Source organism: Serinicoccus kebangsaanensis, assembly GCF_008919445.1.
In the GTDB taxonomy this organism is placed as follows: Bacteria; Actinomycetota; Actinomycetes; order Actinomycetales; family Dermatophilaceae; genus Ornithinicoccus; species Ornithinicoccus kebangsaanensis.
On the sequence record NZ_VSLG01000018.1, the window covers coordinates 1 to 16,817 of the forward strand.

Consider the following 16,817-nt stretch of genomic DNA (forward strand, 5'->3'; position numbering starts at 1 on the left):
GATGCCCCACCCGCGCTGACCGCCTGACAACCCCTGCCGAAGGAGCACAGCGCTACACCACTACCCGGGACTTGACCCCCCGGTGGGCTCCATCCACGTCGCGTCCGAACCGCTCAGCGAGGATGAGGCATACCCCAAGGGCTTCTACCTGCGGGTGGTCGACGACGAACCCTGGTTGAGGGGATACCGCTGCGACGACTCCTACGAATGGGGCCCAGAGCAGCGGCTCGCCTTGACCAAGCCGTGAAAGCTGCCCACTGCTGCAATTAGTGCGCTGTCCGTGAAGGTGGATGACCGCGTTGTGACCGCCGCTGCCGAGTTTGGCGTCGCACGTATGTAGCGGCGCTGCTAGCGCCTCGGCCATGGCGATGTAGGCGGCGTCGTAGCTCGTGTACTGATGCCGAAGGTCCCAGATCCGCATCGACATCGCGACCCAGTAGGGCCTCGACCATGGCCGAAGCGTCGACGACGATCACCAATCGACTTTGCATGTGGTCCGGCCGCCCTTTACAGCTCGTGGTTGCCCCTTCTCATAGTCTAGGATCGACGGGCTCGGATTCCAGCGCGAGGACGCTGAATACCGCTTGATGCACTTTCCAGAGTGGGGCGTGTTCGACGAAGGCTGTCAGGGCTTCGAGTCCGAGGCTGTGCTCGCGTCGGGCCAGCTGCCGCTTTTTCCCCAGGTTCCGGTCGCGCAGGAGTGAGAGCGAGTCGGTGTAGTCGGGTCCGTAGATGATGCGCAAGTACTCGCGCCCTCGGACCTTGATGCCGGGTTGCACCGAGGCGTCGGTGAGGTGAGCCGGTTTCACGACCACTCCTTCTCCGCCGCCGACGGTCAGGTCGTTCCACCATTGGGTCGCTTCTCCACGCTCCTGGATGGAGGCGAGGTCGACGAACTGGTGGCGGGTCGGGGTGATGAGGTCGCCCTCCATCTTGGACAGTTCGGCGAGGTGCCACTCGTGCGGTTCGGTCAGCGCCAGGGCGCGGCCCTCTGCGGCGAGAATCTGGAAGGGAGCAAGCGTCACACCGTCCAGGCCCTGCGTCGGTCGTACGTAGGCGGCATAAGCCTCCCGGAACCTCTTGGCGTTGGCGAGGCGGCGCTCCGACTGTTGCGTGAGTGCCCGGACGTCAAGGCCGCGTGCTGCGGCTTGCTCGAGGACAGTGAGGGCCTCCGGCAGGGCGTGGGTGGCGGCCGCCCCGACGGAGGCGTACTGCGTCTTGATGAGGTCGAGCGCTTTGGCTGACCAGGGAAGGAGTTCGCAGTCGAGAGCGAGCCAGTCCGTGTCCAGTGACTTGAACAGCGGCGCGGCCGAAAGGCGGAGGCGTTCGAGGAGCTCGGTGGTGTCCGCGAAGAACGGCCGTCCGGTGCGGGTGTACAGGGCGCCGATGGTGCCGTCGCTGACGCCGAAACGCCGCTCAGCGGCCTGCGCGTCCTGGGCCATGACGGCGATGGCGCGTGAGCCCATGTGCTTCTCCTCGCACACGACGCGCGTGACGCCCCAACCTGCGTACTCCTCGAACGCTTGCTCGGGGTGCTCCAGGAACCCCTCCGTTGTGGAGGTGGCGACCGGTGACATGGTGGGGGGCAGGTAGATCAGCCAGCGCGGGTCGACGGCGAACCGGCTCATGACCTCCAGGGCGGCGGCGGCGTTCTCCTCGGGGATCTTGATCTTGCCGGCGTGGATGGTCTCCAGCCAGCGGGTGCCGACGACGTCGCCGATCCGCAGCACCTTGGGCTCGCGGTCACCGACCGCGGGTGTAAGCGGTCGGACCGGTTCGTACCACTGCTGCTCGGCCGGTACGGACACGATCTGGCGCTCGGGGTACCGCAGCGCGGTGAGCGCGCCGCCGAAGACGACGCCGGTGTCCAGGCAGATGGTGTTGTTCACCCATTCCGCCTCCGGGACCGGCGTGTGACCGTAGACCACCATGGCTTCGCCGCGGTATTCCTGCGCCCAGGGGTAGCGCACGGGCAGCCCGTACTCGTCGGTCTCGCCAGTGGTGTCGCCATACAGCGCGAAGGCGCGGACCCGCCCCGAGGACCGGCCGTGGTAGGCCTCCTTCAGCCCGGCGTGGGCGACGACGAGCTTGCCGTCGTCGAGGACGTAGTGGCCGATGAGTCCATCCAAGAAGCTCCGCGTCCCTGCTCGAAAGTCGTCAGACTCCTTCTCAAGCTGGGTGAGGGTTTCGGCCAGGCCGTGGGAGATCGTCACCTTCGACCCGCGGAGGGCACGCAGCAGCTTGGCCTCGTGGTTGCCGGACACACAGAGCGCGTCGCCGGAGGCGACCATGCCCATGACCAAGCGCAGCACACCAGCGCTATCCGGGCCACGGTCGACCAGATCTCCGACGAAGACGGCCTGCCTGCCCTCCGGGTGAGAGGCTCCGACCGCGGCGCCGGTGTCGCTCAGCCTGACGGTCCAGCCCAGCTTGGTGAGCAGGCTCCGCAGCTCCGAGGCACACCCGTGGACGTCGCCGACGATGTCGAAGGGGCCGTGCGCGTCCGTGCGGTCGTTCCACGGGCGCTCACGCACGATCCGCGCCGCGTCGACCTGGCCGGTGCCATTCAGCACGTGGACCCGCCGGAACCCTTCCTTCTTGAGCTTCCCCAGGGACCGCTGCAGGTCTCGGCGCTGGCGGGCGATGACGTGGCGGCCGAAGTCGCGGTCTGGCCGTGCCGTGGTGCGCTCGACCGCGACCGCCTCAGGCACGTCCAGCACGATGGCGTCCACGAGGACGTCATGACTCTTGGCGAGCCTGACCAAGGACGCCCGGGCGGCCCGTTGCACGTTGGTGGCGTCGACTACGGTCAGCAGCCCGCGCCGCAACCGTGTGCCGACGATGTAGTGCAGCACGTCGAACGCATCTGGAGTGGCTGACTGGTCATTCTCGTCGTCGGCGACCAAGCCGCGGCAGAAGTCGCTGGAGAGGACCTCGGTCGGCTTGAAGTGGGTCCGGGCGAACGTCGACTTCCCGCTCCCTGACACGCCGATCAGCACGACCAGACCCATGGCCGGCACGGTGACCGAGAGTTCCTGCGAGTCATCGCTCATCTCGGCCCTCCTGCCAGGTGAAGATGGCCATCTGCGTGGGCGCCCCGAGTGTCTCGTCGACCTCTCCGACGCCGCGCCGCTGCACCGTGTAGCCATAGGCGGCGGCAACGTGCTCGGACCACTCAGCGAACTCCGAGCGGGTCCACTCGAACCGGTGGTCAGGGTGCCGCATCCCCGTCAACCCCTCGTACATGACGTTGTACTCGCTGTTCGGGGTCGTCACCACGACAACCCGTGGCCGGGCTGCGCCCCACACAACACGTTCAAGCGCCTCCAGGCGAGAGGGGTCGATGTGCTCGACGACCTCCATCAGCACCGCGGCATCGAAACCGGCGAACCGGTCGTCCTCATAGGTCAAGGCGCTGTGGAACAGCTGGACCCGGTCAGCCTGCCGCTCGCTCATCTGTTCAAGCCGCAGGCGTGCGGCAGCATGCTGCAACGACCGTGCCGACACGTCCGACCCAGCGACCCGGGAGAAGGCCGCCGTCTTGACCAACCGGTCGAGCAACTGCCCCGAACCGCACCCCAGATCGATGACCGACTGCGCACCCGCACCGAGCAGCACCTGGTACACCGCTGCGTGCCGCTGAGCGTTTAACGGCAGCCGCTTCTCCACGGGCTGCTGCACCTCCTCGTCCTCGACCGGGGCCACCTCATCAGCAAGGTCGTCCCCGAGCTCAGCCAGACGAGCCAGGGCCTCACGCCGAAGGGTGCCGGCGCGACCGAGGTACCGGTGCGTGATGAACTCTCGCTCCGGGTGCGTCGGTAGCCAGGCGTCGCCCGAGCGCATCAGCTTGTCCACCTCGTCTGGACCCTGCCAGTAGTGCTTCGACTCATCCAGCACCGGCAACAAGACGTGCAACTGATTGAGCGCGTCGGCCAGGCGCACCTGGCCAGCAAGGCGAAGCCGGACATACCTGGAACCTCCCCACTCAGGGAACCCCTCATCCAGCGGGACAGGGAGCGCGTCCACGGTCCAGCCCAGTGGCTCGAAGAGGCGGTGCGCGATGGGAGGCCCGCCGCGGCACGGCAGAACCGGGATGTTGACCTCCAACGGGATGGGCCGGTCCGCTAGTTCCTGTCGGGAGCCCCCACGCCCGCTACGGGCGGTGCTGAAGACCTTCGCCAATGCGACGGCAAGCAACGAGGACGCCGCATACGGACGGTCGTTCACATACTGCGCCAGGCTGAAGTCGGGAGAGCCCTTTCCGCGGGAACGTGCCAACCGGACAGGGTCGACATCCAGCATGAGGGCGACCGTGCACCTCTCATTGCTCGCTTCGGGATAGAAGACCGTAGCGGTGCCGAACGACTGCTCGAAGTGCTGCACCCGGTCAGGGTGCTTATGCAACAGGTAACCCAGATCAGTCGCCGGCTGGTGCGTCGTCGCCACGGTCAAGAGCATCCACTCAGTCTGCCCGAGCACCGACGTCACGGGTCGACAGGCCACGCGGGCGCAATTCTACGAGTGGCTGAAACAAGGCACCCGGTTGCGTGCGCCGACCGGACTGGCTCTCACGTTGAGCGACACGCGGCAGATGAGTGCGTGTGTGTCCTGGTGGAGATGGTCCGGGGGCCGATGGGAACGCGGATGCCGGAGCGAGGCACAGCGCAGGCCGCGGTCTGCTGGGTGAGTGTCATGCTGTGGCGCATGCTTCTCTTGCTGTTCGGGCCTCCGGCTGTCGGGAAAATGACGGTGGGCCGCGCGGTCGCCGAGAACAGTTCCTTTCGCTTGTTCCACAACCACATGACGATCGAACCGCTCCTCGAGACCTTCGGCTACGGCACCCCGCCCTTCAACACTCTCAATGCAGAGTTCCGACGTCGCGTGTTGGAGGAAGCCGCCGAGCATGGCGTCGATCTCATCTTCTCCGTCGTCTGGGCACTCGACTCGCAGGGCGATCTGGCGGAGATGGCCTCTTATGTCAGCATCTTCGAGAGCGTCGCTTTCGTTGAGCTGCGAGCCGACCTGAGCACGCGGTTGGCTCGGAACCGCACGGAAGAGCGACTCCTGCACAAGGCATCGAAGCGGGACGTCGAGTGGTCGGACGAGAACGTGAGACAGATGGAGACCGAGTGGCAGATGACGTCTATCGACGGGGATGGCGTGGCCAGCGAGCTCCTCGCTCAGCACCCACATCTGGTTCTGGACACGGTTGAGGTACCGCCAGCGAAGTCCGCGGCAAGGATCATCCAGTGGGTCGACGCCTCGCGCGGGACCCCCACTCACTGACTTCCGACGCCCAACACCGCACGGTGGCCGAGCGCGTCACGCGGCAGAACAGTGCTGCTGTTCGTGAGGACCTGTCGCAGAGCCAGCCACGTGTTGTGACCTCGCGCGTGATGGGGCAGGGTGTCGGGCTCACGCAACTTGTGCCTGATTTGGGAACGGTCAGGGGCACTCCCGAGGTCGGGTGGAGAAGTCCATGGAGAAGAGGTTCCAAGCGGTGCAGCTAGCCCGGGTGCCCGTGTTGATGCTTTTGCTTTGGACTACCGGGTGGACGGCCCAAGCCAAGGTGGAGGCGAGGGCCGAGGTTTCGATGGCAGATTATTGGGGCCCTTGGGCAGTTTCGCTTCTCCTGTCCTTGGTGTTCGTGGTCCTGGCGCTGCTCGGTCGGCTTCGGTGGCATTCGTGGCTCGTGCTGGCTATCGAAGCCGTGGTCGCTGGTGTCGTCGCGATCGTGCCGCCCCTGTCCTGGGTCCTGTGGCTGGGTGTAGGTGGTTCATGGGTCACGGCGATGACCGGCGGGCTCGCGCAGCCCTTGGGGTTGACCTGGCTGACCGTCGTCGGCTTCTGTGCAGTCCGCCAGATGCGCACTAGCCTGACTGGCAGGCAGCACCACCACACCGGGACAGCGCCCCCACACACATCAGACGCAACCTGACCGAGCTCTGCCCGAGGCTCGACAACAACGGGCCCTCCGCGGCAATAGCGGATGTCTTGGTGACGTGGCTGAGCGCTGAGATGAGTCTCGCTTGCCACTGGATATGTTGGCTGGATGTTCCGGGTGCAACGCGTGTTGATCTACGGGGTCACGGGGTCGGGCAAGACGACTCTCGCCCGGACCCTGGGGGCGAGGACCGGGTTGCCTTGGCACTCAGCGGATGACGAGATCGGGTGGTTGCCCTCGTGGCGTGAGCGCCCGGCCGACGAGCAGCGGGCATTAGCGCAAGCGATCGCGGACCAGCCCGCGTGGATCCTGGATACGGCCTACGGACAGTGGAAGGACGTCATCGTCGCGCAGGCGCAGCTGGTCGTGGCTCTCGACTACCCCCGGCGTGTGTCGTTGTTGCGGCTCCTCAGGCGGACCCTCGCACGGACTTTGACCCGTGAACGCGTGTGTAACGGCAACGTCGAGTCGATCCGCCAAGCACTGTCTCGGGACTCCATCATCCTGTGGCACTTCCGCAGCTTCGAACGCAAGCGGACTCGGATAGCAGAGATGCTGGACGATCCTGCGGGCCCTACGGTGGTCCGCCTGACATCACCGGAACAGACCCGACAGTGGGTCGCTGACGTCGAACGCCAAGGTCTCCCTCTGGTCCGTAGGGGGTAGCGGGACTCAGACAGGACCTCGAACTCCACAGCGTCTCCACGGATGGTCGGAGGTCTGCAGCTGTTCCATGTGCGTGTGGATGCGGTTCTTCGACAGGTGCTGGAGCCGACTGTGCTTGACCCCAAACGCGGCGGCAGCCATCGCCGTCTCAGAGCGTTCGGACCCACTCGTGGTCGGGATCGATGCGGGCGACTGCGTCGCGCAGCCATCGTCGCGCCGCGGAATCCAGGCGCGGGAGTGCCACTGCGGCGTCGTGGCGGTCCTTGTCCCTGACTTGGGCAGCCTTGAACATCACTGTCACTTCTGGCCGGGCGTAGCGCAGCCCGTCCGACGCGACCCAGGTGACGTCCTCGAGGTCCTCGGTGTGGGCAAGGTGGCGCTTGTTGGTCCAGCGGCCCCCGGTGTCCGGGGTGAACGGAACATCGAGAACCCAGGGCGAATGTGCGTCACGGCGCACCCACACCTGACTGCCCGCTCGGACATCGGTGAACCGATGGTCGAACGGCCGGAACCAGCTGTCGTCGACATTCCATGGCGTCCAGCGGTCGCCGAGGAAGAGCCTGAAAGCCTCGGCATCACTCGACAGGATCGAGATGTCCATGTCCTCGTGGTCGCGTGCGACGCCGGTGAAGGCCTCAATACTCCAGCCGCCGATGATCCACCAGGGGCGGTCGAAGCCCTCCATGAACGCGGCGATCGTTGTGGGGTCGAGTGGGTCCCAGTCGCCGTACCAGCGGTGGAACTCCTTCAGCCCGAGAGGGCCGACAGCGCGAGGTTGGGCACTGGGAGGTTGCGGCGGCACGATCAGGCAGACTCGCCGCGCCTCAGCCCACGGCCGCGATCGGCGCTGGGGCGGGCATACCGGAGCCGTCGCGCTTGTCGCCGGTCTCCGGCAGGTCGACCGCGACCCCGTTGGCTGAGGCCGCCCGGGGAGGAGCGGCGCCGGCCCAGGCCAGGATCAGCTGGTCCTCGCCCTTGAGCAGGCGATGGCACCGCACCCCGCCGGTCGCCCGCCCCTTCGTGGGGTATGCCCACAGGTCGGTGACCTTGACCGTGCCGGTCTGGGTGCCTGGCAGGGCACCGGCGGCACCGGCCACGGTGACGACGGCGTTCTCGACACCGGTGTCGACAGCCCCGAAGCTGACGACGCGTGCGCCGCTGCCCAGCTTGACCCCGGCGATGCCGCCACCGGAGCGCCCCTGCGGCCGCACCAGCGACGCGGCGAAGCGCAGCAGCTGGGCGTCCGAGGTGACGAAGACGAACTCCTCCTCGCCCGTCACCAGCTCGCGGGCGCCGACCACCGCGTCGCCCTCCTTGAGCGAGATCACCTCGAAGGAGTCACGGTTGACGGGGTAGTCCGGGTTCACCCGCTTCACCACGCCGTCGCGGGTGCCGAGCGCCAGGCCCATGCCCTCGCCGGTCAGCGAGCACAGCCCCAGGACCTGCTCGCCCGGGGGCAGGTCGACGAAGGCCGACACGGGCGCGCCACCGGACAGGTTCGGAGCCCCCGCCGACGGCGGCAGCGCCGGCAGCTCGACGACCGACAGCTTCACCACCCGGCCGGCGCTGGTCAGCAGCCCGATCTCCCCCCGAGCCGTCGTGCTCACCTGCGAGGTGATGACGTCGTGCTTGGCCCGGTTGCCGCCCACGCCGGGCTCGTCGGCCCCGGCGCGCGCCAGCAGCCCGGTGGAGGAGAGCAGCACCCGGCACGGGTCGTCCGCGACCTCCAGGTCCATCCCGGAGGCCTTGGACCCGGTCGCCGCGCCAGCAGCAGCGGCCGAGGAGGCCCCGGTTCCGTCGCTCTCCAGCAGCACGGTGCGTCGCGGGGTGCCGTGCTGCTGCGCCACCTCGGCCAGCTCGTCGGACACGACCTTGAGCAGCAGCTGCTCGTCCGCCAGGATCGCCTCCAGCGCCTCGATCTCGCGCTCGAGCTCGTCTCGCTCGCTCTCCAGCTCGATCCGGGAGAACTTCGTCAGCTGCCGCAGCGGGATCCCGAGGATGTCGTCCGCCTGCGTGGTGGAGAGGTCGAAGACCTGCATCAGCCGGGTCTTGGCCGCGGCGGCGTCGTCGCTGGCCCGGATGAGCTGGATGACCTCGTCGATGTCGAGGATCGCCAGCAGCCGGCCCTCGACGATGTGCAGCCGGTCCTTCTTCCTCCCCAACCGGTGCTCGGTCCGGCGCCGGACCACCTCGGTGCGGAAGTCGACATACACCCCCAGCAGCTCCTTGAGCCCCAGCGTCCGCGGCTGCCCCTCCACCAGCGCCACGTTGTTGATGCCGAAGGACTCCTCCATCGGCGTCAGCTTGTAGAGCTGCTCCAGCACCGCCTCAGGGTTGAAGCCGGTCTTGATCTCGATGACCAGGTGCAGCCCCTTGGTCCGGTCGGTGAGGTCGATGATGTCGGAGATGCCCTGCAGCTTCTTGCTCTGCGCCAGCTGCTTGACCTTCTCGATCACCTTCTCCGGCCCGACGAGGTAGGGCAGGTCGGTGACGACGATCCCCTTCTTGCGCGGCGTGACGTTCTCGATCCGCGCGGTCGCCCGGGTGCGGAACGACCCACGCCCCGTCTCGTAGGCCTCACGGATGCCGTCCAGCCCCACGATCCGCCCGCCCAGCGGCAGGTCGGGGCCGGGCACGAAGCGCATCAGCGCCTCCAGGTCCGCCTGAGGGTTCGCGATGAGGTGCCGGGCCGCGCCGATGACCTCGACCAGGTTGTGCGGCGGCATGTTCGTCGCCATCCCGACCGCGATGCCGGTGGCACCGTTGACCAGCAGGTTCGGGAAGGCCGCGGGCAGCACGTCGGGCTGGAAGAGCTGGTCGTCGTAGTTCGGGACGTAGTCGACCGTGCTCTCGTCCAGGCTGCCGGTCATGAGCAGCGCGGCCGGCGCCATCCGCGCCTCGGTGTAGCGGCTGGCCGCCGGGCCGTCGTCCAGCGACCCGAAGTTGCCGTGCCCGTCCACCAGCGGCAGCCGCATCGTGAACGGCTGCGCCATCCGCACCATCGCGTCGTAGATCGCCTGGTCCCCGTGCGGGTGGTACTTGCCCATCACCTCACCGACGACGCGCGAGCACTTCACGTGCGCCTTGTCCGGCCGCAGCCCCAGCTCGTGCATCCCGAAGAGGATGCGCCGCTGCACCGGCTTCAGCCCGTCCCGCGCGTCCGGCAGCGCCCGCGAGTAGATGACCGAGTAGGCATACTCGAGGAACGCGCCCTCCATCTCCTCGACCGCGTCGACCTCGAGGATCTTCTCCTCGACGTCGAAGAGGTCCTCGCTCTGCGAACGCTTGCGGCGGGCCATGGGTCGGTGCTGCTCCTGGTGTCTCGGTGGGGGACAGCGCTCAGGGTATGCCGCCCCGCACCGCCCTCGGAGGAGGCGCGGCGAGATCTGTGGACACGCGGAGAGGTGGAGAAGCGCTACCACTACCTGGCATCACCCGCTACCATGCCATGCATGGTAGCGAGCCAGGCGGTCACCCAGTTGCGCAAGGGCGCGCTGCAGCACTGCGTCCTGGCGCTGCTCGAGGACGAGGAGCGCTACGGCTACGAGCTGGTGACCGCGCTGTCCGAGGCCGGTCTCGTGGCCAGCGAGGGCACGGTCTACCCACTGCTGCGCAGGCTGCGCCAGGTCGAGCTCGTCACCACGGCCTGGCGAGACTCGGCGTCGGGTCCGCCTCGCCGCTACTACACGCTGACCGACCAGGGCAGGCGGGCGCTGGCGGACTTCCGTCAGGCCTGGGCGGACTTCACCACGACAGTCGACGCGATCCTGCGACGAACGGAGAACTCATGAACGAGATCCAGCAGCAACCGCTCGTGCGGGACTATCTCGCGAGCCTCGACGCCGCATCGACTGGCAGGCTGAGCGCGGTCGACGCGGCTGACCTGCGAGGTGACATCGAGGCCCATCTCGCGGATGCGCTCCCGGAGGGTGCGAGCGAGGCGCAGGTCCGGCAGGTGCTGGACCGGCTCGGGGAGCCGGAGACGGTGGTGAGCGCCGCGTCGGTCGAGGAAGAGGACTCAGGCACGAGAGGCGGTGCTGACCCGCGGACGTCGGGCAGGCTCGAGACCGCATCGCTGGTATGCCTGCTGCTCGCCATCCCGCTGTTCTTCCTCTTCCCGGTGAACCTGCTGCTCTGGGTGGGCGGGCTCGGGCTGCTGCTGTGGTCCCGGCTGTGGGGTGTGGGCGACAAGGTGTGGGGTGCAGTGGTGCTGGGCGCAGCCCCGTCTGTGGTGGTGTTCGCCTTCGGGGTGAGCTGGGGCTACGGTGCGCAGGAGTGCTCGCAGACCTCGGGCGGCCCGGTCGAATGCACCTCCTCGGTTTCCTGGATCGCGCCTGCCATCAACGTCGCGCTGATTCTCTACCTGTGCCTGGTCGTCTACACGGTGTTCCGACTGGTCCGCTCCCTGCGCCGGGCCCGGGTGCAGGTGAGGGTCTGACTCACCCGTCCCGCATGTCCGAGATGGTCGTCATCGTGTAGCCGTTGTTGCGCATCGTCCGGACGATCTGCGGCAGCGCCTCGGCGGTGTGGTAGCCCCCGATGTGCGCCAGGACGATGCTGCCGCTGGCCGGCAGCGGGCTGGTCGTCCGGGCCACGATCTCCGCCGCAGACGTGTCCGGGCTCCAGTCGATGGTGTCCCTGGCCCACATCGCGGTGACCGGGAATCCCTCGCTCGCGGCGATGCCGCGCACCCGCGCGTCCTGCGAGCCGTAGGGCGGCCGCCACATCGGGGTCACCGGCATACCCGTCAGGTCGCGCAGCACCGGGGTGGCGTCGGCGATCTCGGCGCGCACCACGGCGTCGGTCATCGTGCGCCGGCACGGCTCGCCGCTCGGTGAGCCGCCGCCGCCACGGACCAGGTCGCAGTGGTGCACCGTGTGGTTGCCGACCTCGAACAGCTCCGGGTGCGCCGCGATCCGCGCCATCACCGCGCGACCCTCGCTGGTGTTGGCCATCTGGCTGGTCGAGAAGAAGGTGGTGCACACCTGCTCCTCGACGAGGTAGTCGACCAGCCCGCGGGCACCCTCAAGCCGCCCACCCATGTCGAGGGTGAAGGCCATCTTCTTGCTGTCCGTGCCACCGACGGTGGACAGGATCTTCTGGCTCTCCCGGGCGGAGAAGGTGGGTCCGGCCCAGCAGATGCCCCGAGCGCGCTGCACGTCGCGGGCGACGTCGATGGATAGCGCGCTGGTCCCGCCCATGAGGTATGCCGTGCCCGGGGTCAGCCGGTCGAGGTCGCCCCCGACGCCGCTCGGGATCCCGCCGTGGCGGGCGAGCAGCACCGGTCCGCGGGTGGTGGCGGTCGCCGGGACCGCGGCCAGGGCGTCGGGGAACGCGGTGCCGGTCGCGATGACGACCCCCGGGCGGCTCGGGCCGAAGACCCGGCGGGACACCGCCAGGGCGGTGCCGTAGCGGTTGGTGCCGCTGACCCGCTCGGTCACGGCATACCCCTCCAGCTGGCGACGGACGGACTCGGCGACGGCGGCGCTGCCACCGACGAGCAGGATCCGCCCCGGGTCGAGCCGGTCGATCTCCGCCGCGACCGCCGGAGGGAGGGAGCCCGGCTCGGTCAGGAGCACCGGCGCGTCCTGGACGGCGGCGGCCGCACCGGCGGCGAGCGCGTCCGGCCAGTCGGCACCGGTCGAGACGTAGACGACGTCGCTGCCGTCCGGGAAGGCATGCCGGCTGACCGCGAGCGCGGTGTCGTAGCGGGTGGTCCCCGACACCCGCTGCACCGACCCCGTGGTGTAGCCGCGCAGCGCCTCGACGACGCGGTTGTCCACGACCCCGCTGCCCCCGACGACCACGATGCTGCGCGGTTGCAGCCGACGCAGCTCCTGGGCCGTGGAGCCGGGGATGTCCGTGCGCCGGACGAAGAGCACCGGCCCGCCCTGCCGGTCGGCGGCCGGACCCGCGGAGAGGGCGTCCGGGAAGGTGGCGCCGGCCGCGACGTAGACCACCGGCACGCGTGGGGAGTGGAAGCGCGCGCTGACCCGCGCGGCGGTGGCGTAGCGGTCGCTGCCGGACAACCGCTCCACCCGGAAGTCGGGATCACCGGCGGTGGGCGCGGCGGAGGGCTGCGGCGTGGTCGTCGCGGCCGGCGCGGCGAGCGGACCGGCGGCCACCAGGGCCGCGGCGAGCAGGCTGCTGAGCAGGCGGATCGGTCGCATCTCGGGCTCCTCACGGGATGGGCACCACGGTGTGCCACACCGCTATGTCGCCGGTGGTGCGCGAAAGGTTGCCCCGCGCCGCGTGCTGATGTGCGTGTCGGCGCGGGCGGGTAGCCTCGCCAGCTATGACCAGCACACTGTTCACCGGCGGGACGGTGGTCGACGGGACCCTGGCCCAGCCGTCCGTGGCGGACGTCCTCGTCGTGGACGGGCGGGTGGAGCAGGTCGGGCCCGGCCTGGGGGTGGAGGCCGACCGCGTCGTCGACTGCACCGGCCAGACCGTGACGCCGGGCCTCTTCGACTGCCACGTCCACGTCATGTTCGAGCAGCCCAGCATGGTGCGGATCCTGCAGACGCCGTTCAGCCTGCCGTTCTTCGAGGCGGCCGGGCGGCTGCGGCGCACGCTGGCCACCGGCATCACCTGGGTCCGCGACGCGGGCGGCGCCGACCTGGGCGTGGCCGAGGCGGTGCGTCGCGGGCTCACCCCCGGGCCGAGGATGCAGATCGCCATCAACCTCATCAGCCAGACCGGGGGGCACGGCGACGACTGGCAGCTGTGCGGTGCCCACGTCGGCCTCATGCCCGAGCACCCGGGATGCCCCTCGGCCGTCGTCGACGGACCGGTCGAGATGCGCAAGAAGGTGCGCGAGCTGATCCGGGCCGGGGCGGACGTGCTCAAGGTCGCGACCAGCGGGGGAGTGCTCTCGCCACGGAGCAACCCGCTGCACGGGCACCTGCGCGACGACGAGATCGACGCGCTGGTGAGCGAGGCCAGCGCCGCCGGGCTGCACGTCATGGCGCACGCCCAGGCCACCGACGGGATCAAGGCCGCCGTCCGCGGCGGCATCCGCTCCATCGAGCACGGCATCTACCTCGACGACGAGGCGATCGAGATGATGCTCGACCGCGGCACCTGGCTGGTGCCGACCCTCCTCGCGCCGCGCGCCGTGCTCGCCCAGGCGGATGCGGGCATACCTCTCCCGGACGCGGTCGTGGCCAAGGCGCGGATGGTGTCCGAGGCGCACGACGACTCCGTCCGGCGCGCGATCGAGGCCGGCGTGAAGGTGGCGATGGGCACCGACTCCGGGGTCGGCGAGCACGGCACGAACCTCGACGAGCTGGCGATCATGCGTGACCTGGGGATGAGCGAGATCGAGGCCTGGCACGCGACCACCAGGGTCGCCGCGGAGCTGCTCGGCGTGGAGGAGGACTACGGCACGCTGGAGCCGGGCAAGGTCGGCGACGTCGTCGTCCTGGACGGGGCGTATGACGACCTCGCCGGGCTGGGCGACCGTGTCCGGTCGGTCTGGCTGGCGGGGGAGCCGACGCCGGAGCGCGAGCCCGTCGTCACGTGACCGGCGTCGAGGTCCTCGATGCCGCCGAGGTCCGGGCGGCCATCGATCCTGGGGCACTGGTCGAGGCGCTGCGGGAGGTCTTCGCGGAGGGTGGCGTCGAGGCGCCGGAGCGCAGCCACGTCCCCCTCGACGACCGGCACGCGGCGACACTGCTGCTCATGCCGGCGTGGCGCAGCGGCGACCTCCTCGGGGTGAAGGTCGCGACCCACCACCCCGGCAACGGGGATCGTGGTCTGCCCGCGATCCACGGCACCTACCTGCTGCTCGACCACGCCACGGGCGTGCCGCGCGCGATCCTCGACGGTACCGAGCTCACCCGGTGGCGCACCGCCGCGGCCAGCGCCCTGGCCGCCGACCACCTCGCCCCGGCCGCGGTCGGCGAGCACCTGGTCGTCGGTGCCGGCAACGTTGCGGCCGCCGTGCCGGCCTGCTACGCCGCGGTCCGGGAGGTCGGGCACACGAGCGTGTGGGCGCGCGACCGCGGCCGGGCTGCGCGACTGGTCGAGCAGCTGCGCGGTCAGGGGTATGCCGCGGACGTCGCCGACGACCTGCGGGCCGCGGTGCGGCGGGCCGACGTCATCACCACCGCCACCTCGGCGACAAACCCGTTGGTGCTGGGCGAGGACGTGTCGCCAGGGACCCACGTCGACCTCGTCGGCTCGTTCAGCCCGCAGATGGTCGAGGCGGACGAGGCCCTCATGACCCGCGCCCGGATCGTCGTCGACGTGCCCGAGGCACGGCATACCGCGGGCGAGCTGACCGGTCCGCTGGGCCGCGGGGTGCTCGACGACGGCGACGTCCGGGTGACCCTCGCCGACGTGGTGAGCGGGCGGGAGGCGGGCCGCCAGAGCGAGGAGCAGGTCACCGCCTTCGTGTCGGTCGCACGGCCGCGGAGGACCTTGCCACTGCGGCGCTGGTGCTGCGCTCACGCGAGGGCTGACCGCGTCGACCGTCGGGACGGGTCTCGGCCATCCCATGGAGGTCATGGCGCCCACCTCCCGGCGTCGGCTCGGCTGGGGCGAAGGCGTGAGGGATCCGGCCGTCCCGGCCCATCAGTCCCGCCCGTCGTCACCACCGTCTCTGACCGCGCATCTGTGCAGGTCAGCGGGTATGTCGGTGGTAGGTGGTTGTGTGTGTCCATGGAGAGAGCAGGGGGCGGCCAGGCGGCCGGGGCGGACGTGTGGTCCGCGTCGGTGGTGGCTGCTGCCGACCCGCCCGTGTGGGTCGGGGCACCGGACTGGGAGTCGCTGGCGGCCGAGCGGGCCGCGGACCGGGCAGACGAGGATGCTCGCGGCGGTGAGGGCGCAGGTGTGGTCGACGAGGTCGGGTGGGGGAGCGAGACGGACCTGCTCGACGCGGGGGACTATCAGGCGTTCATGGACGAGGTGTTCGACGCGCTGGACGGGGAGCAGCCCGACCTGCCGGTGCGGGAGCTGCAGTCGGGTCTGGACGGCGCGCGCCGGTCCTTAGCGCGGGCGGGGCTGACCGCGCAGGAGGCGGTCACGGTGCTGGACGAGCCGTTGACGGCGGCGATCGAGGCGGTGGGCAGGTTGGCGACGCAGCTGCACGCCGTGGGTTACACCCTGGCGCGGGAGGCCGCGTCGCGCGGGCTGCACCAGGACGTGGCGTTGTCGTTGGTGGACTGGTTGCGGGTGCGCTGCCCGTGGTTGCCGGTCGAGGACGCCGCCCGGATCAAGGACGTCGTGGCGGTGGCGGACTCACCGGCGACCGCCCAGATCGGCGAGGCGGTGGCCGCGGGCACGGTGCCGTTGCACCGCGGCGCGATGGTGGCCCGCACGATGAAGCGGCTGCGGGGATCGTTGGACCCGGACCAGGCGCAGGCGTATGCCGACATCGCCACTGCGGCCGCGGCCCGGACCGACCTGTCCGACCGGGACCTGGCCCGGGTGTGCCACCAGCTGGTGGAGGACCTGCTGCACGAGAAGAAGCCGAACGAGCGGGAGCGCGCCGCGCACGAGCTGCGGCGGGTCACCCGGCGCCGGATCGGTGCGGGCCTGACCCGGTTCACCATCGATGCCCCGGACGGGGCTGCCGCCACGATCAACGGCGTGCTCACCGGTGCCCTGGCCGCGCCGGCACCGGTCACGGACGAGCGGGGCCAGATCGTCGAGCCCGACACCAGGTCCGCGCGGCAGCGAGGCTTCGACGCCCTGCAGACCGTGATCACCCGCGGGGTCGGCAACCCTGGGGCGGGGCCGTCCACGGCCCGTGCCTCGGTGATGCTGGTGATCCCGTTCGACCCCGACCGTGGTGTGCCGACCGGTCCGGCGACGACGGCGGTGGGGGACTACGTGCCGCCCCGGCAGGCCGAGGAGCTCGGGTGCAGCGGCGATCTGACCCCGGTCTGGTTGTCCGCCGACGGGGCACCTCTGGCGCTGGGCCGCACCGCGAGGTTCGCGAGCCCGGCCCAGTGGAAGGCCCTGGCCGTCCGGGACGGCGGCTGCTCCTTCCCCGGGTGCACCGCCCCACCGCAGTGGTGCGACAGCCACCACCTGGACCACTGGGCCCGCGGCGGCCACACCGACACCGACCGGATGGCCCTGCTCTGCGGGCGCCACCACACCCACGTCCACCAGCACGACCTGACCGCCACCCTCCGCGGCGGCACCGTCACCTGGCACCTCTGACCGCCCCGCCCCGCAGCCGGCCCCGGCGGGCCGG

General features: G+C 70.0%; 11 protein-coding genes. 6 read left to right on the top strand and 5 right to left on the bottom strand.

Annotated features, from left to right (window positions below):
• Positions 1-82 precede the first annotated feature (82 nt).
• On the top strand, positions 83-247 hold the full coding sequence (locus FXF60_RS16595; protein ID WP_192796768.1) for a hypothetical protein: 165 nt from the start codon (positions 83-85) through the stop codon (positions 245-247).
• Positions 248-530: 283 nt separating this feature from the next.
• Here FXF60_RS16595 and FXF60_RS15000 read toward each other — a convergent pair whose 3' ends face one another.
• A complete protein-coding gene (locus FXF60_RS15000; protein ID WP_151526787.1) occupies positions 531-3,053 on the bottom strand; it encodes a polynucleotide kinase-phosphatase in 2,523 nt (840 codons plus the stop codon).
• Positions 3,043-4,458, bottom strand: a complete 1,416-nt coding sequence (locus tag FXF60_RS15005) for a 3' terminal RNA ribose 2'-O-methyltransferase Hen1 (protein WP_151526788.1) — start codon at positions 4,456-4,458, stop codon at positions 3,043-3,045. Before FXF60_RS15005 ends, FXF60_RS15000 begins: the two co-directional genes overlap by 11 nt.
• A 234-nt stretch (positions 4,459-4,692) precedes the next feature.
• Between FXF60_RS15005 and FXF60_RS15010 the strand changes: the two genes are divergently transcribed.
• Positions 4,693-5,286, top strand: a complete 594-nt coding sequence (locus FXF60_RS15010) for an AAA family ATPase (protein ID WP_238335886.1) — start codon at positions 4,693-4,695, stop codon at positions 5,284-5,286.
• 1,472 nt (positions 5,287-6,758) lie between these two features.
• On the opposite strand, the gene FXF60_RS15020 is transcribed toward FXF60_RS15010, so the two are convergent.
• Both FXF60_RS15020 and FXF60_RS15025 read right to left on the bottom strand, forming a co-directional pair.
• Positions 6,759-7,295: a nucleotidyltransferase domain-containing protein gene (locus tag FXF60_RS15020; RefSeq protein WP_238335882.1), complete on the bottom strand. Its 537-nt coding sequence runs from the start codon at positions 7,293-7,295 to the stop codon at positions 6,759-6,761.
• A 139-nt stretch (positions 7,296-7,434) separates the two neighbouring features.
• Positions 7,435-9,909, bottom strand: a complete 2,475-nt coding sequence (locus tag FXF60_RS15025) for a DNA gyrase/topoisomerase IV subunit A (RefSeq protein ID WP_151526792.1) — start codon at positions 9,907-9,909, stop codon at positions 7,435-7,437.
• Positions 9,910-10,062: 153 nt separating this feature from the next.
• Between FXF60_RS15025 and FXF60_RS15030 the strand changes: the two genes are divergently transcribed.
• Positions 10,063-10,401 carry a PadR family transcriptional regulator gene (locus FXF60_RS15030; RefSeq protein ID WP_151526793.1) on the top strand — a complete coding sequence of 113 codons (339 nt, stop codon included), beginning with the start codon at positions 10,063-10,065 and terminating at the stop codon, positions 10,399-10,401.
• The gene (locus FXF60_RS15035; RefSeq protein WP_151526794.1) at positions 10,398-11,048 is read left to right on the top strand and encodes an HAAS signaling domain-containing protein; all 651 of its coding nucleotides are present in this window, start codon (positions 10,398-10,400) and stop codon (positions 11,046-11,048) included. The genes FXF60_RS15030 and FXF60_RS15035 overlap by 4 nt, the downstream gene beginning before the upstream one ends.
• A 1-nt stretch (position 11,049) precedes the next feature.
• On the opposite strand, the gene FXF60_RS15040 is transcribed toward FXF60_RS15035, so the two are convergent.
• A complete protein-coding gene (locus FXF60_RS15040; protein WP_151526795.1) occupies positions 11,050-12,780 on the bottom strand; it encodes a cell wall-binding repeat-containing protein in 1,731 nt (576 codons plus the stop codon).
• A 125-nt stretch (positions 12,781-12,905) separates the two neighbouring features.
• Here FXF60_RS15040 and FXF60_RS15045 point away from each other — a divergent pair, with 125 nt between their 5' ends.
• Together FXF60_RS15045 and FXF60_RS16965 are read left to right on the top strand one after the other, a co-directional pair.
• Positions 12,906-14,135 (top strand): metal-dependent hydrolase family protein, encoded by a 1,230-nt coding sequence (locus FXF60_RS15045; RefSeq protein WP_151526796.1) that lies wholly within the window; start codon positions 12,906-12,908, stop codon positions 14,133-14,135.
• Positions 14,132-16,783, top strand: a complete 2,652-nt coding sequence (locus FXF60_RS16965; RefSeq protein WP_151526797.1) for a DUF222 domain-containing protein — start codon at positions 14,132-14,134, stop codon at positions 16,781-16,783. The genes FXF60_RS15045 and FXF60_RS16965 overlap by 4 nt, the downstream gene beginning before the upstream one ends.
• Positions 16,784-16,817: the final 34 nt, after the last annotated feature.

What these genes read in the sequence shown, in the direction of transcription:
- FXF60_RS15035 (WP_151526794.1), top strand. Translation starts at nt 10,398, where the DNA reads ATGAACGAGATCCAGCAGCAACCGCTCGTGCGGGACTATCTCGCGAGC.
- FXF60_RS15030 (WP_151526793.1), top strand. Translation starts at nt 10,063, where the DNA reads ATGGTAGCGAGCCAGGCGGTCACCCAGTTGCGCAAGGGCGCGCTGCAG.
- FXF60_RS15010 (WP_238335886.1), top strand. Translation starts at nt 4,693, where the DNA reads ATGCTGTGGCGCATGCTTCTCTTGCTGTTCGGGCCTCCGGCTGTCGGG.
- FXF60_RS15040 (WP_151526795.1), bottom strand. Translation starts at nt 12,780, where the DNA reads ATGCGACCGATCCGCCTGCTCAGCAGCCTGCTCGCCGCGGCCCTGGTG.
- FXF60_RS15000 (WP_151526787.1), bottom strand. Translation starts at nt 3,053, where the DNA reads ATGAGCGATGACTCGCAGGAACTCTCGGTCACCGTGCCGGCCATGGGT.
- FXF60_RS15045 (WP_151526796.1), top strand. Translation starts at nt 12,906, where the DNA reads ATGACCAGCACACTGTTCACCGGCGGGACGGTGGTCGACGGGACCCTG.
- FXF60_RS15005 (WP_151526788.1), bottom strand. Translation starts at nt 4,458, where the DNA reads ATGCTCTTGACCGTGGCGACGACGCACCAGCCGGCGACTGATCTGGGT.
- FXF60_RS15025 (WP_151526792.1), bottom strand. Translation starts at nt 9,909, where the DNA reads ATGGCCCGCCGCAAGCGTTCGCAGAGCGAGGACCTCTTCGACGTCGAG.
- FXF60_RS15020 (WP_238335882.1), bottom strand. Translation starts at nt 7,295, where the DNA reads ATGGAGGGCTTCGACCGCCCCTGGTGGATCATCGGCGGCTGGAGTATT.